This window comes from Endozoicomonas sp. OPT23, from assembly GCF_009653635.1.
Lineage (GTDB): Bacteria > Pseudomonadota > Gammaproteobacteria > Pseudomonadales > Endozoicomonadaceae > Endozoicomonas_A.
In genome coordinates, this window is record NZ_PPFD01000002.1 from 163,571 (window position 1) to 179,526 (window position 15,956).

General features: G+C 45.6%; 10 protein-coding genes. 5 read left to right on the forward strand and 5 right to left on the reverse strand.

What is annotated here, in order from left to right; genetic code table 11:
• Positions 1-48 precede the first annotated feature (48 nt).
• From malG to malE, 3 genes are all read right to left on the reverse strand, one after another.
• Positions 49-936, reverse strand: coding sequence for a maltose ABC transporter permease MalG (gene malG / locus EOPP23_RS02610; protein WP_153764431.1), 888 nt, complete (start codon positions 934-936; stop codon positions 49-51).
• A gap of 13 nt (positions 937-949) precedes the next feature.
• Positions 950-2,506, reverse strand: a complete 1,557-nt coding sequence (gene malF, locus EOPP23_RS02615; RefSeq protein ID WP_153764432.1) for a maltose ABC transporter permease MalF — start codon at positions 2,504-2,506, stop codon at positions 950-952.
• A 200-nt stretch (positions 2,507-2,706) separates the two neighbouring features.
• Positions 2,707-3,933 (reverse strand): maltose/maltodextrin ABC transporter substrate-binding protein MalE, encoded by a 1,227-nt coding sequence (malE, locus tag EOPP23_RS02620; RefSeq protein ID WP_153764433.1) that lies wholly within the window; start codon positions 3,931-3,933, stop codon positions 2,707-2,709.
• Between the two features lie 561 nt (positions 3,934-4,494).
• On the opposite strand from malE, the gene EOPP23_RS02625 reads away from it, so the two are divergent.
• Positions 4,495-7,047, forward strand: coding sequence for a hypothetical protein (locus EOPP23_RS02625; RefSeq protein WP_153764434.1), 2,553 nt, complete (start codon positions 4,495-4,497; stop codon positions 7,045-7,047).
• Positions 7,048-7,115: 68 nt separating this feature from the next.
• The gene (locus EOPP23_RS02630) at positions 7,116-7,571 is read left to right on the forward strand and encodes an OsmC family protein (protein WP_153764435.1); all 456 of its coding nucleotides are present in this window, start codon (positions 7,116-7,118) and stop codon (positions 7,569-7,571) included.
• A 161-nt stretch (positions 7,572-7,732) separates the two neighbouring features.
• Here the strand turns inward: EOPP23_RS02630 and EOPP23_RS02635 are convergent, their stop codons facing one another.
• On the reverse strand, positions 7,733-8,632 hold the full coding sequence (locus EOPP23_RS02635) for an ROK family protein (RefSeq protein ID WP_153764436.1): 900 nt from the start codon (positions 8,630-8,632) through the stop codon (positions 7,733-7,735).
• Between the two features lie 389 nt (positions 8,633-9,021).
• On the opposite strand from EOPP23_RS02635, the gene EOPP23_RS02640 reads away from it, so the two are divergent.
• Both EOPP23_RS02640 and pgm read left to right on the forward strand, forming a co-directional pair.
• Positions 9,022-11,481 (forward strand): glycogen/starch/alpha-glucan phosphorylase, encoded by a 2,460-nt coding sequence (locus tag EOPP23_RS02640; RefSeq protein ID WP_153764437.1) that lies wholly within the window; start codon positions 9,022-9,024, stop codon positions 11,479-11,481.
• 199 nt (positions 11,482-11,680) lie between these two features.
• The gene (pgm, locus tag EOPP23_RS02645; RefSeq protein WP_153764438.1) at positions 11,681-13,336 is read left to right on the forward strand and encodes a phosphoglucomutase (alpha-D-glucose-1,6-bisphosphate-dependent); all 1,656 of its coding nucleotides are present in this window, start codon (positions 11,681-11,683) and stop codon (positions 13,334-13,336) included.
• 70 nt (positions 13,337-13,406) lie between these two features.
• On the opposite strand, the gene EOPP23_RS02650 is transcribed toward pgm, so the two are convergent.
• On the reverse strand, positions 13,407-14,102 hold the full coding sequence (locus EOPP23_RS02650; RefSeq protein WP_194842467.1) for a DUF2726 domain-containing protein: 696 nt from the start codon (positions 14,100-14,102) through the stop codon (positions 13,407-13,409).
• Positions 14,103-14,278: 176 nt separating this feature from the next.
• On the opposite strand from EOPP23_RS02650, the gene EOPP23_RS02655 reads away from it, so the two are divergent.
• Complete coding sequence (locus EOPP23_RS02655; RefSeq protein ID WP_153764440.1) at positions 14,279-15,928, forward strand: GMC family oxidoreductase; 1,650 nt, start codon at positions 14,279-14,281, stop codon at positions 15,926-15,928.
• Positions 15,929-15,956: the final 28 nt, after the last annotated feature.

Sequence of the window (15,956 nt, forward strand, 5' to 3'; positions counted from 1 at the left end):
TCGCTATGAGCTATTCAGCCCCAGCTCCAGCTTGAAACTTTGGGTTCTTCAGCCTTTGACGCCGCCTGCCGTCAGCCCACCGACAATCCAGCGCTGACAGAACAGGAATATGACTGATATAGGCAGCCCGGAAAGTACGGCAGCTGCTGCAAAGTCACCCCAGAGATAATTCTGTGGATTAAGATACTGACGAGAACCTACTGCCAGAGTCAGGTTATCCATGCTTTGCAGCAGTACTGATGCAACCGGGTATTCTGCAACCGTGGCGATAAAGGCAAGAATAAATACCACGGCCAGAATGGGCACGGACAGAGGCAGAAGAACATATCTGAATGCTTGCCAGGGTGTTGCGCCATCAATCGCGGCAGCTTCCTCAAGTGAATTATCGATGGTTTCAAAGTAACCCTTAATCAACCAGATATGCAGTGCCAGACCACCAAGGTAGGCGACAGTGACAGCTCCAAGGTGATCAAGCCCGAGCCACGGGACGTAATCACCCAGTTTGTCGAACAGCGAATAGATAGCTACCAGCGCCAGTACTGCCGGAAACATCTGCAGAATCATCATGGCGGTCAACATATGTTCCTTAAACCTGAATTTAAGTCGGGCAAAGGCATAAGCTCCGGTTGTGGAAAGCAGCAGAATAATTGTCGTAGAAATAAAGGCCACTTTAATGGAGTTCCAGAGCCAGAGCAGTACCGGAAAAGGTGGGTCGGTAATGGTGCCGTCTGAATTTTCCCAGGGTAGGCCAAAAGCAAGGTACCAGTGCTCAAGACTGGGTGTGTCAGGTATAAGGCTGCCGGTTGCAAAATTACCTGAACGGAATGACACCGAGATGATCATCAGGAAAGGAAACATGATCAGGCATAGAAACAGGATCATAAAGATTCTGGCAACCCAGACACGAGAGGCCAGATTTCTTGGTTGAACCATCATTGTCGTTTGCTCCTCACTCAACCATGCGCTTGGTCACCCGAAGGTTGACCCAGGCTATAGTGCCGACGATAAGGAAAATAAAGGTGGCAATGGCAGAAGCCAGTCCGTAGTCCTGGCCATATTGTCCGAACGCCATGCGGAATGTATAGCTGACCAGAATATCGGTAGCGCCAGCAGGAACGGTTGCTCCGATGATATTAGGACCACCTCCGGTCAGGAGAGCGATCAGTACAAGGTTGTTAAAGTTAAAGGCGAAGCTGGCAATCAGCAGAGGTATCAATGGTTTGATAATCAGCGGCACCGTTATTCTGGTTAAATTTTGCCAGGGCGTTGCACCATCAATAGCAGAGGCTTCATAAAGATCACCTGGAATAGCCTTCAGCAAACCAATGCACAAGATCATCATATAGGGGTAGCCGAGCCAGGTATTGACAATAACGACCATGGTTTTGGCGAGGAACTCATTGCTGAACCATTCGGGCTCTATACCAAACAGCAGGTTTAGCAGCATATTGATCTCGCCAAAATTCTGGTTAAACAGGCCACGGAAAATCAAAATAGAAATAAAGGCAGGAACTGCATAAGGCAGTATCAAAAGCAGGCGATAGACACCATTACCCTTTAATGGCTCCCACTGCACCAGACAGGCCATCAGCAGGCCAATGATCAGAGTGAAGATGACTGACAGTAATGAAAAGAGAGTGGTCCAGATAAAAATCTGTAGAAACGGCCCCTGAATACCTGGATCGGTGATTACCCGGGTGAAATTATCCCAGCCACTGTAAACCACAAAACCGGGGCCTACGCTTTCCGCCTCACTCAGTTCGCCTTCAAAATAGGCGGGCACTTCTTTGAAGTAGCCAACACTGAAGTCAGGAATCAACCTGTTACCATTGCGAACATCCTGAAGAATATTACCGCCAATATCCCGGTATATATCCACCATAGGGCCAAACTTTCGAAGGCTTATCATGGACAACTGAAGCCCACTTGGAAGTTTTACATCCTGAGTTTTCAGAAGCTGCCTGAGCTTTATCGTTTCTCTAAAAGCCAGTTCCTTACCATCAGGAATGGTATTTTGCAGTTTTGCCGAGATAAGAGCAGGTTCGGATTCTTCAGTAAAAGGCTGTGATACCAGAAACTCTGTTTCGCTGGGGATAAAAACAACTCTATATTGGTTGTCTGATTGAAAAACCTTGAATGGGTAAGACTCACCTTCGATGCGATAAGTCTTGCTCAGCAGTATCTCCTTGACCCGCTCCAGTGGCAGCAGGTTATTAGAGCTGTAATTGGTAAAAGCGACATTGACTGTGTAAATCAGAGGGAAAACGATAAAAGTAGAGACGCCAAGGATAGCGGGGTAAACATAACGATAGTTATAACCTTTGGCACTGATAAAAACCCATGTACCTGAGCAGACAACGAGTACGATAACCAGGGCAAAAGCGGTTTCGCCCTGTGCATACATTAATGTGACACCATAGAGTAGTATCAGGTCGATGGCAGCAATAGCTCCCCATGCAAGCCATTTCAAAGGGGAGCTGGCTGGTTGTTCTGTAGCTGCCGCCATGGGCAGAACCTCCAGAAATTACTGTCAGTATGACACTACATCCAACAGTTAAGTGTGTTGACCGATCGAATATTAAATTGCGTTTTCCCGGCGCAGGCGGGCAAAAAGCTTCTGAATTCGTATGCCTGAGTACTTTAGGTTGAAAGAGTCAGAAGCAGAGCTGGGAGATTAAGCTAGATAAAATCACAGCTCTGTCGTTACTAATTAACGATCTGCTTAGCCGCCTCATTCAGTGCCTGTCGATAATTCTGGCGACCTGAAGTAATGTTCCGCAGTGCTGCACTCATAGCGGCCCAGAATTTACCCATTTCCGGAACATTAGGCATGATCAGACCATTGATGGCATTTTCATAGGTAGCGAGAATACGAGGGTCGGATTTCAGCTCTTTCATGTAACTCTTATTGGCTACAGCGCCCAGAGGTACGTCGCTGTTCATGGTTCTGAGTCCATCATCGGTCAGCAGATAATTCTCCAGAAATTCTTTGGCCAGAGCCTTATTGGGGCTGGCATTGTTTAATGTGGCTCCCCAGACACCGACGAAAGCTCTGGCCCTCTTGCCATTGAGACTGGGTAGTTGAGCGACACCGTAGTTAAGTTTTTTACCTTTAATTCGACTCTTCTCAAGGTTGGCCCAAGCCCAGGGACCGGTGATCATCATTGCAGTTTCACCCTTGTTGAAACTGGATTCCATTACGCCGTAATCCACGCCTCTGGGCAGCACATCTTTTTCTATCAGCCGGGTCAGCATTTTTGCTCCGGCCATGGCACCAGCGTTGTTGACGCCTGTTTTGTTCACGTCATAACCCGTAGAGGTTTGTTTGAACACATAGCCACCATTAGCAGCAAGCAGAGGCATGGTGAAGTAGGGCTGAATCTGATCCCACATAATAGTTGTGACAGAGCCGCCTTTGCGTTTTGCCAGTTTGTCCTTCAGTGGGAACATTTCTTCAAAAGAAGCGGGCGGTTCTGGAAGAATATCCTTGTTATAAATAAGGCTGATGGCTTCCAGTGAAATGGGGTAACCGTAAATTTTGCCGTTGTACGTCATGGCTTGCCAGCCAATATTGTCGATTTTTTTCTTGAATGAGTTAGCAGGTCTGACTGGAGCCAGCAGGCCACTTTTGGCCCACTCTCCGTAACGGTCATGAGCCCAGAAGAGAATATCCGGGCCGCTGCCAGAAGCGGCTGATTGCTGAAAGCGATCGGTTATTTTCTCCGGAATTTCAACTTTGACCTTGATACCGGTATCTTCCTCGAAGAGCTTTCCGACTTCTCTGATACCGTTATAGGCTTTGTCTCCACCGACCCAGAGAACCAGTTCATCGTCTTTGAATGCCTTAGCCTGAGAGGACGTGAGTAGCGTACTGAATACAAAAACGACTGTAACAATGGTATTGGTTAAACTGGCCGATAGTAGCTTGATCATCAGTTTATGACTCCTCAGCAAAGCCTGCTTTAAGGAAATAAAAGGTGGTACTGTCCAGGATACTGAGGTCCACGATATTGAGTTCTATTTTCAAAAGAAGACCATGAATAGAAGACAGTAGTACCAGCATTATTTAATCAGGATGAGATACCTTTATGTAATTCTATCCTGACAATAAACGACAAAGTATTAGTTTATCGAATCTGGTGAATAGAGTGAGTTAATAATGTGCCGGGTTAGGTTATTTATCAATAAAGTTCTTCTTACTTAATGTTCTTTTAATGATGATTCTTATTTTGGAAAATTATGTGTGGTTCGTATTATTTCAATATTGTGAATATATATTAACTTTAAATTTTTACGTTAATAGATATTTGATAAAACGCTGCTATTATTAATCTCTATTTATATCTCTGATGCCTGAATAATAAAATAATAGAATGGAATAAGTGGTGTTTTATGAAGTACATTTGTTCAAAGTTAATGAACAGGTTGATAGCCTTTTCATTCTTCTTGTCATTTTTGACTGTGTCTTTTTCCTCATCCGCACAGATTGAATCCTTGGATACGGTAAGAGGCGCTATAGCAATACCTGGAACATCGTCAGAATGGTTGCTGTTTGAAATACAGGAGTACCATCAACAGAGTCAGGTGTTGAGTTCTTTTATTAATGATTATCCGGGACTGGAAAGAAAGTCCCATTTTGGTTGTGGGAAGTTGAAGCTGATGATGGCTTATGCCGAGCTTGCTCAACCAGAAGATCGCATTCCCTGGTTTTTTATAGGGAAAGGAGTTCCAGATGATGCAGGGTTTCCAGAAAATAGTTCCGATCAACAGGAAATTGATCCAACATTCCCCTGTTTTACGAGCAGTGAAGGATATGATCCAGTAATTCATACTATTCGTATCGATTTGAAAGATCATGAGAAAGTAGATATTCCTACAGGACGTTACATCCCAGAGTTAGCACACAACCAGACAAGGTCTCTTCTAGATGAGATCAAAAATGCAAGAAGTCATAATGAAGAGGAACTGGGGACAGAAAGGACGATACCCATTGAACTTCCAATTAGCCTTGAAAATGTAATCACTCCAGCACCGAGAAGTCATGCTGGTAATGGAAAAGATGCCGGAAAACAAAAAACAAAACGAAAAAAAGTAGTCGATGGTGCACGGGGAGTATGGAATAAAATAACGGGTAAAGGTGGGAGTGAAGAAAAGCATGATATTACTTCACCTAGTGATAAATCTGATCAGGAACCACCTCAGGACCCCAATCAGCCAGATGATAAAAATAAGGCAGCTGCATCTGGCAGTCAGGGGGGGGCAAATTCATTAATGTCTCTATTAAAGTTCCTTAAGGGTTTTACTGGTGTAGTTGTCCATCTTCACCTTCCTCTGTCCACTACGTATTTCCTTCCTGAACATTTGAAGCATCTTTTCTGGGTGCTCCCTGTTGAAGCTGCAAAGCTGAGCTGGTTTGGCAGGAATCTCATGGTTCAATATCACCGATGGAATCAACCTGAAACCAGTCTTGAAGAGTTTTTCAGTACGACTGAAATCCGCGCTGGTTTTTTTGAAGACAGTATTCTAGATGCATGGCACCTTAGTTATCTGAACACTTTGTATTTATATGAAGCGAAAGGAGCGGCTATTGCGCTAAGTGCAGTTGAGGGTGTCTATGAAAAAAACAAAAAAGAAATTGATGAATTTCTGGTATATCTGGAAAAATTCAGTGATATATATGCCAATAGAGAGTTGAAGAAGCAAAGAGATATAGCCCATCAGAAAAAAATCGATGCAGCTGAAAATAAATTGAAAGACTTCGTGTCTTTGTCTCAAGAAGAGCAGGTGGGTAGTGTTCTTGAAATGGCTGAAGACTCAGATATCTATCATGCGTATATTTCTGATAAAAAGCTTCGGGATATTTATAGTTCATTGGCTTTGTCAGGTTTTTCTTCTGATGCTGCTGAACAGAAGCTTCGTAATAAACGTACTGAGTTGATTACATGGTTGTCTAAAACTAAGGAGTATACTTACAAAGCCCTGCCATTTTCAGAAAAAATTGAGGAACTGGTCTCCTTTCACCTCAATGCTGAGGGTAAGTGTGAATTGTCTGAGATGAAATCAGAATTAATTTATACCGGAGGTAAGAGGGTGGCTGGAGATGATGAGTTTACAGATGTTTATAATGAGAATTTAGAGAAGTTTGATGCATACATGATGCATATTGTAGTGGCAAGCCTTAGAGAGATGATCAAACGAAAAGATAGTAAATCATTAATCTGTATACCACCTGAATTTGGATTGTCGCTGGATGTAGTTAAAGTTTGCCCTGCATTCAATGCAATGAGTGATAAAGAAGGTGAGGTAACCCATAAACAACTTGATGACGTTCTTTCTGAATGTGCCTATCTTCATCACAACAGATTTCATCAGGAGTATTTAAGCTGGTCAGTCGAGCAGCGTTTGGAAAATACACTGACAGTTGATGAAAGTCTCGATGTGATACGGGGAGGAAGAATCGACGAGAGAAAACTTGCCATTCGATATGCATCTCAGGTTGTTGAAAGACAGATCTTGCAAAGGCAGATTGAAGGGGCCGCTTCTCCTGAAGTATTCAGCCAGATGACTCCTCGTGAAAAAGATAATGAAATTCTGAAACATCAAAATGTCTGGTTTAAAGAGCAACGTAGAATTCTTGAAAAAACATTGGGCAGAAAAAATCTGGTCGCGTTTGAACATATGTCCGAAGAGGATAGAGCGTTAAAGTGGTATGCCCATAAGATTAATCGTAAAAAAGAATGTTCGATGACTCCCTTGAGAGACCACCACTTCTACTACTATCTTCTGGATAAGAGTGAAAGGGACAGGATCTCAAGTGTCTTAGCTGAAGCTGAATTAGCGGGCTTTTATAAGTTTCTACCAGAAGCAGATTTTAGAGCCAAACTGACCTGTGAATCTCAGGAAGTGAAGAGGCTCACAGTTATGTTTGGAGACTGTAATGCTTATAAAGAAGCCAGAGAGAAAGGCACTCACAGGAGTGTAAAGCAGATCGGTGAAATTAAGGAAGCCTGTAAACATGAAAGAAAAATAAAAATTATGCAGAGGTAGAAGTTATCTAGCCTGCAATATAAGCAAGTGCTAATATTTGGTTTTTCTTATGTTGCAGGCTCTCAATCATGGCTGTGAATAAAACACTTTCCGTTACTTCCAGAATGACAGACTCCTGTCGCATTGAAGCTCAGCTTGGCAATCATCTGGCTGTGATTGACCAGCCAAAAGTGGCTGGTGGTAATGATGAAGGCCCAACACCTCTTGAATTTTTCCTGTTCTCGTTGGGTGGTTGTGTGGCTAGCATTGCCCGTATAGTTGCTAAACAGCAGAAGATTACCCTTAGAAGTATTGATGTAACGGTTGAAGCGGCACTGAATACAGCAGTACTGGCTGGGAAGACGACAGACGATCGAGCAGGTTTTCAAAGCTTCCATGTCAGCGCAAGTATGGATGCGGATCTGACAACTGAAGAGAAAAAACAGTTTCTTGATACCGTGTGCGCCCGTTGTCCAGTACACGACAATATTACTAAAACATCAGTTGTTGAGCATGTTCTGGCCGAGCAAGTTGAACCGGCATAACCGCTTTTCTTCAGCAACATATCTTGTTAAGTGTGCAGATACACGTAATCGAATATTGGATTGTCATTTCCCCGCCGTAGGCGGGGAAATGACATACGAATTCAAATGTCCGAGTACTTAAAGGTACTGTTGCTGAAGTTTTTAGTCTTTTCAGACAGTTGTTAAAGCCAGGCGGCACCTCTCACACCAGAGGAATCACCATACTGTGCCGGTACGATTTTCGTATTCAGGTGATCAGAAAAAACATAGTGACTGATCTCTTCAGGAAGGTGTTCATAGAGTTCACTGATGTTTGACATGCCTCCGCCTAGCACTACCACCTCAGGGTCAAAGATGTTGATGACAGATGCCAGAGCCCTGGCCATGGCGTTAACATAATGCTGAAAATGCTCGATGGCAGACAGTTCACCTGCAGCAAATCTTGCCATAACCGCATGGGCATCGGGAATAGTTTTAGCATCAAGGTTCACTTTTTCACGATACCGTTTTGCCATGCCTGTACCGGAAAGGAACGTTTCAATGCAGTTCTGGCGTCCGCAATAACAATCTTGTATTGGGCCATCTTTTTCTACTGAGTAATAAGGAAGAGGGTTATGTCCCCATTCACCAGCAATAGCATTGGGACCAGTGATCAATTGTTTTTGATAAACCAGACCACCGCCGCAGCCGGTTCCTATAATGACAGCAAAGCAGCTTCTGGTTCCTGCTGCAGCCCCGTCAGTTGCTTCAGAAAGCGCAAAGGCATCAGCATCGTTCACCAGCTTTATTTCTCTGCCTAAAAGGGTCTTCAGGTCTGCAGTAACATTCCTGTCATTCAGATACAGAGTATTGGCATTCTTGATAAGACCAGTATCAGGGCTGACAGCACCGGGAAGGCAAATACCAATACTCACTGCCGGGCCAACTTCGGCTTCAGTCTCGTTGATCATACTCTGCAGGTTGATCAGACAGTCCTGATAGTTTTTTGGCGATGGTCGCCTTTTTCTCAGCCGTACTTCACCGTCTTCAGACAGTACGGCAATCTCGGTTTTTGTTCCGCCAATATCTATCCCAATCCGCATTGGACTTATATCTCCAGCCATCGTTAAGTATCAGACTTATTTGCACATACGGTCATGCTACAGCACAGCAGAAGGAGAGCGAATAAGTCCTGCCGGATTGGAAATCGCATTTATACTAGAACCCAGTATTGAGTCAGATAGTTTTTTTGTGGTCGTGCACAATAAAAGACATATGACTTGTAATGGTCTTGCACCTCAACAGCTGTTTCATGGTGTATTAACGGGTGGCAAAGCGGTCAGCCAGCTGAATGCCAGAGAGTATTCAGACGCATGAATTTATCAGTTCTTTGCCTACCGCAGGCGGGCAAAAGGCAATTTAATATTCGATGACACATGTCTATACGCTTAACCATGCTGATACATGATTAATGTAAGAGAGTGGGATTCACATGACTGCAAACAAGGCAGGGCAGACAGTAAAGGCTGCCGTTAAAGCCAAAGATATCTCTGAAGGTATTCTTCGCCACCTGCAACAGTCTCTCGGTGTCGAGATGGAAGAGGCAGGCCCGGCAGAATTCTGGGAAGCGCTGAGCCTGGTTGTTCGGGAAATAGATCTTCAGCGCATTCGGGCGACCCGTAAGAAAGAACGGGAAAATAAAGCCCGTCGGGTTTACTACCTGTCTCTTGAGTTTCTTGTGGGCAGATTGCTCAGTAATAACCTTCATAATCTTGGGATCTTTAAAGAGGCTGAAAAAGCACTGTCTGAGATGGGCGTATCCCTGACCGATGTTCTTGAGCACGAAGCTGACCCTTCTTTAGGTAATGGTGGACTGGGGCGATTGGCTGCCTGCTTTATGGATTCTCTTGCAACCCTTGATACACCAGCCATAGGTTATGGTATCAACTATCGCTTCGGCCTTTTCCGTCAGAGTTTTGCAGGTGGTCGTCAAGTAGAAACGCCCGATGGCTGGCGGGAAGACAGCTTTCCCTGGGGGATTGAACGGCCCAAGCGTAAGCAACTGATAAAACTGTATGGAAGAGTGGCCGAGCATGCAGGGAAAGCGGTTTGGGAAGATACCCGGTCAGTGTTGGGCATGCCCTGGGATGTGCCGGTTACGGGTTATAACACTGAAACCGTTAACACCCTCAGGCTTTGGGAAAGCCGGGCAACAGAAGGTTTTGATTTGAACAGTTTTGATGCGGGTCGCTATCAGGATTCCCGCTCTCAGGAAATAACCGCCGAAAATATCAGTCAGGTTCTCTATCCCAATGACAATCATCCGGCTGGTAAAGAGTTGCGACTGATCCAGCAGTATTTCTTTGTCGCTTGCTCCATGGCAGATCTCATTGACCGCTATAAACGAGAGAATGGTGATGGCTGGGATCACTTTGCAGATAAGGTCGTCATGCAATTGAACGACACTCACCCTGCTATTGCGGTCGCTGAATTAATTCGCATTCTGCTGGATGAAGAAGACTTCAAGTTCCCCGATGCTTTGGTGTTGTGTCGTAAAGTCTTTGCTTATACCAATCATACCCTTCTGCCCGAAGCTCTGGAGAAATGGCCTCAGAGACTGATTGCCCGAGTTCTGCCAAGACACATGCAGATCATTCACATGATCAACTATCACTTCCTGCATTCTGAAGTAGATGCTGTATGGCCGGGTGATGACAGCATGAAACGCAGACTCTCCATTATTGAAGAGCCGGACCGCCCAGGAGACGATCAGATGGTTCGCATGGCCTATCTGTCGGTGATTGGCAGTAACAAGGTTAATGGAGTAGCAGCGATTCACTCAAAGCTTGTTCAGGATATGCTGTTCCCTGAATTCCACCGAATCTGGCCGGACAAGATTGTTAATGTCACCAACGGTGTTACCCCTCGTCGCTGGCTGGACCACTGCAATCCGGAGCTGGCAGAGCTGATTGATAACAGCATTGAGGGTGACTGGCGCGGTGAGCTGGATTTACTGTCAGACCTGAAACCTTTTGCCAATGATGAGGCTTTCCAGAGGAAGTTTGCTGAAATCAAACTGAACAATAAGCGTAAACTGGCGGCTATTATCAAGGAACTCTGCAATATTGAAGTTAACCCTGAAGCCATTTTTGATGTTCAGATTAAACGACTTCATGAGTACAAACGTCAGCAACTGAATCTTCTGCATATTATGGCGCTGTACCGTAGGCTGCTTGAAAACCCGAATCTGGACGTGCCACCAAGAGTCTTTATCTTTGGTGCCAAGGCAGCACCAGGTTACCTGGTTGCCAAGAGCATCATTCATGCGATTAACAGGCTGGCTGATCGAATCAACAACGACCGACGGATAAAGGACAAGATCAAGGTCGTCTTTATTCCGAACTACAGAGTGAGCCTGGCAGAACGAATCATTCCTGCTGCTGATGTGTCAGAACAGATCTCTACAGCCGGTTTTGAAGCATCAGGCACTGGTAATATGAAAATGGCTCTGAACGGTGCCCTGACCGTGGGTACTATGGACGGAGCTAATGTCGAGATTGCTGAAGAGGTCGGTGATGACAATATCTTTATCTTCGGCATGACCGTTGATGGGGTTTCCGAGCTTCGCAGTCGGGGCTACAACGCCTGGGATGTGTACCATGCCTCTGATGAACTGAAAAGTGTTATCGACTGGCTGGGTTCTGGTGATCTGAGCCCGGAAGAACCGGATGCTTTTAAACCGATTGTCGAGTCTTTGCTGGATAGAGGCGATTACTTCCTGACACTGGCGGATTACCAGGCCTACAGTGATGCCCATGACCGAATCGTTCAGACCTGGAAGAATCCTCGGGAGTGGTGGCGCAAGGCTATCATCAATACGGCTTCCATGGGTAAGTTCTCTTCAGACCGCTCCATTGCAGACTACAATCGTACGATCTGGAATATGAAGTAAGTCAGCCACTTATGTAAAAGGTAGCCATTCTGGAAAAGTGGATTACAGAATAAAGGCTGTAATCCACTTTCTTTTTTTCTGAATACGATTACAGAGTGCGAATTTGTAGAAAATCAGGACAATGAGACATTGTGCTGATGATGCCTTGATGGAATCATGCGCATGAAAGTTACAGATCGTCTTCTAGTAAGGACTCGCTATGCACCCTCAGGCCGGTAAAATTGCTACCGATGATATGCTGACCAATATTCCACGGCTGGTCAGTGATTATTACACCATTAAACCGGATGCCAGTAATCCAGCTCAAACGGTTCAGTTTGGTACTTCTGGTCATCGCGGTACTTCATCGGCTGGCTGCTTTAACGAGTCTCATATTCTGGCTATCAGCCAGGCTATATCTGAATACCGTGCAGAGCATGGCATTATCGGCCCAATGTTTATCGGTATGGATACCCATGCCTTATCTGAACCGGCATTGATCAGTGCCATTCAGGTGTTTGCTGCCAATGGTGTTCATGTACGTATTGATGAAGGCCGCAGTTACACGCCAACACCGGTTATCTCCCACGCTATTGTCAGCTACAACCGTGACCTTGGTCATGACCGTGCTGGTATTATGGCTGATGGTGTTGTGATTACTCCGTCCCATAACCCGCCACAGGATGGTGGTTTCAAATACAACCCTCCTCACGGTGGTCCTGCCGGCACTGATGTAACCAATGTCGTACAAAAGCGAGCCAATGACCTGATCGCTAACAATCTGGCAGGTGTTAAATCCATGCCGTTTGAAGAGGCTCTGGCTTCTGAGTACGTGGCTCAATACGACTACATAACGCCTTATGTCGCTGACCTTGAAAACGTCATCGACATGGAAGCCATCCGCAAGGCTGGTGTGAAGATTGGTGTTGATCCAATGGGTGGTTCAGGCCTTTATTATTGGGAGCCGATTGCCGAAAAGTACGGTCTGGATATTGAGATGGTCAGCCGTAAAGTCGATCCGACTTTCTCCTTTATGCATCTGGATAAAGATGGCGTCATTCGGATGGATTGCTCTTCTGAATACGCAATGGCGGGTTTGATCGGTCTTAAAGATCGTTTCGACATTGCCTTTGGTAATGATCCAGACTTTGACCGTCACGGAATCGTGACCCGCTCCCATGGTCTGTTGAATCCTAATCATTATCTGGCCGTTGCGATCAGTTATCTCTACACCCATCGAAAACAGTGGGCAGCTGACGCAAAAATCGGAAAAACGCTGGTATCCAGTGCCATGATTGACCGGGTAGCAGAAGGCATCGGTCGTGAAGTTTGTGAAGTACCTGTTGGTTTTAAATGGTTTGTTGATGGCCTCTCTTCCGGTGAGCTGGCCTTTGGTGGTGAAGAGAGTGCAGGTGCTGCTTTCCTGAGAAAGGACGGTTCTACCTGGTGTACAGATAAAGACGGTTTTATTCTCGCTCTGTTGGCTGCCGAGATTACTGCAGTTACGGGTAAAGACCCGGGCCAGCTTTATCAGGAACTGACTGAAAAGTACGGAGCGCCTGTCTACGAACGTCTTCAGGCTTCAGCGAATACCGAGCAGAAGAAAGTGCTGTCAGGCATGACTCCGGATATGGTGAAAAGTGAAACGCTGGCTGGCGATAACATTATTGCCAAACTGACTGAAGCGCCGGGTAATGGTGCCGGTATTGGTGGTTTGAAGGTGGTTACCGAGAAAGGCTGGTTTGCCGCCAGGCCATCAGGTACTGAAGCGATCTATAAGATTTACACAGAGAGCTTTGAAGGTAAGGAGCATTTGAAAAAAATTCAGGAAGAAGCTCAGGCCATGGTTTCTGAAGTGTTTACAGCAGCTCAGTAAACTATTTGTTACTGGTTAAAAGTAAAAAATAGATGGGATTATCAGTGAATGGATAATCCCGTTTTTTGTATCAGTCGTGGGTTGAGTGATCCATTCTTGCACCCCTGCATTCAGGGTATTTATCACAAACCCAGGCATATTCACCTGCATGGGTGCCTTTGTTGATCTGTTTTCGAGTCATAGTTGACTGACATTTTGGGCAGGTTGGTTCAACCTCATCCAGTTCTGCTGCACTATTCTCAGGGTGCTCTCCCGGCATCGATTTTCTGGTCTCAAAATCTGATTCCGGTAACTCCATATCATCAATACCACAGGCCGAGAAAACTTCACGGCGAAGGGTTGGTACATCGCGGTAGGGCTTGGCATCGTATTCAAGCAGAGTCAGCCCTGCCGTATCACAGAGTGCTCTCAGTTCCGAGTTATCCGTTGTTTTCCCCATACGATCCAGTTGAATAGCGCAAAGCACATTCATTTCCCGGCGATCACAGACGACGAAATCAAACTTTCTGAGACGAAACCTCAGTGGCAGCTTTTTACCAGCACCACTGGCAACCAGTACATCGTCTACCGATAAACCCGGTATAACGGCCAGATGACTGCGCACTGCAATATCCAGCTGCCCGAGAAAAGAGCGGTACTCAGGACTGAACAGAGGCTTTTTAACGTCGACAGCTGTAGGTCGAAAACGCAGCCAGAGCAGCAGTCCGGCAAAAATTACCAGGGCAGCCGCTGCTGTCGGAATAAAGTAAGGATGATCCAGTATCACTGTAATTCCACGGATGGATAATTTGAAGACACTATTGTGACACAGAAGATTTTTTCTGACAGTCTGGAAAGTTCAGCTTCAGGCTGAAAAAAAGAGGTATATTCCGTACTTTTTTTGACAGTTACAGTATATTCCCTACAAAACCAATAATAATTACAACAAATAATGGCATCGATATGAAGAAATACGACTACATTATTGTGGGGGCAGGTTCAGCAGGTTGCGTGCTTGCCAATCGATTGTCTGCTGACCCGGATATCAGTGTCTGCCTGGTAGAAGCGGGAGGCAGTGACCTCTCTCCTTTCGTTTATACACCCGCTGGTACTGCGGTTACTATGCAGCACAAAGGTTTCAACTGGTTGTACGACACAGTTGATCAACCTGTTCAAAACAATCGAAAAGTATTTTGCCCCAGAGGAAAAACTCTCGGTGGCAGCAGTTCTGTGAATGCCATGCTTTATGTTCGTGGTCAGCAGCAGGATTATGACCACTGGGCCTCTCTTGGTAATGAAGGCTGGTCCTATAAAGAGCTGTTGCCCTATTTCAAAAAGTCCCAGCATCAGGAACGAGGTGCTTCTGAATTTCATGGTATCAATGGGCCATTGAATGTTGCAGAGCCCAGAAGCAAGCATGCAGTGTGTGATGCTTTTATTCAGGCAGCAGTTGAATCCGGAGAAACGCTTAATACTGACTTTAATGGCGAGAGCCAGGACGGTATTGGCTGGTTTCAGGTTACCCAGAAAGAAGGGAAGAGGCACAGCGCTGCAGCCGCTTATCTGCATCCAGTCATGGATAGACCTAATCTCACCGTTATTACCAAAGCCACTACGTCAAAGGTTCTACTCGAAGGAACCCGTGCTGTCGGTATAGAAATCAGACAGGGTGTGATCACCAGAAAGCTTCATGCCAGCAAAGAAGTCATTTTATCTGCAGGTGCTTTTGGCTCACCGCAAATACTGTTGCTGTCAGGTATTGGCAGTAAGGAGAAGCTGCTTCCCCACGGTATTAAGTTAGAGCATGAACTGAGCGGTGTTGGAGAAAACCTGCAGGAGCATGTTGATGCTCTGGTCGTGGTTAAGGATAAAAGTGGTACTGCTGTTGCTCCGGGCAGACCGTTAGGGATTTTACGGGGAATCGGCGACATCTTTTCCTACCTGACTAAAAAAGAAGGTTTCCTGACGAGTACCATGGCAGAGGCAGGGGCATTTATTAAGTCATCGCCGGATGTTGTAACTCCGGATATTCAACTGCACATTATTCCTGCTGCAATGGAAGATCATGGTCGTAAGTACTCTCGATACTTCCAGTATGGCTTTACCGTCCATGTTTGTGTGCTGAGACCAAAAAGCCGAGGGAGTGTGTCTTTGTTTTCAGCAAATGCCGGGGATGATCCGGCTATTGATTTGAATATGCTTTCGGAACAGGAAGATCGAGATATCCTGGTTAAAGGTATTCGTAAAGTGCGAGAGTATCTGGAAGCCAATGCTCTGAAAAGATACAGGGGACCTGAATATCTACCCGGTGACGATCAGGTCAGCGATCAGGCTCTGGAAGAATATATTCTCAATAGCGCCAATAACATCTATCACCCTGTGGGCACCTGTAAAATGGGCTCTGATGATATGGCTGTTGTCGATAAGACGCTGAAAGTGCATGGTTTGAAAGGGCTACGAGTCGTGGATGCTTCCATCATGCCAACGGTAATCAGTGGTAACACGAATGCGCCTACCATAATGCTGGCTGAAAAAGCGGCGGATTTGATTATTGAAGATCAGCTATCAAATCAGGTGATAACCGAGTCGCAGAAAGAAACCGAGGTAGCTTAACTGGCATTGAGTTTAATGCCAGTTAAGC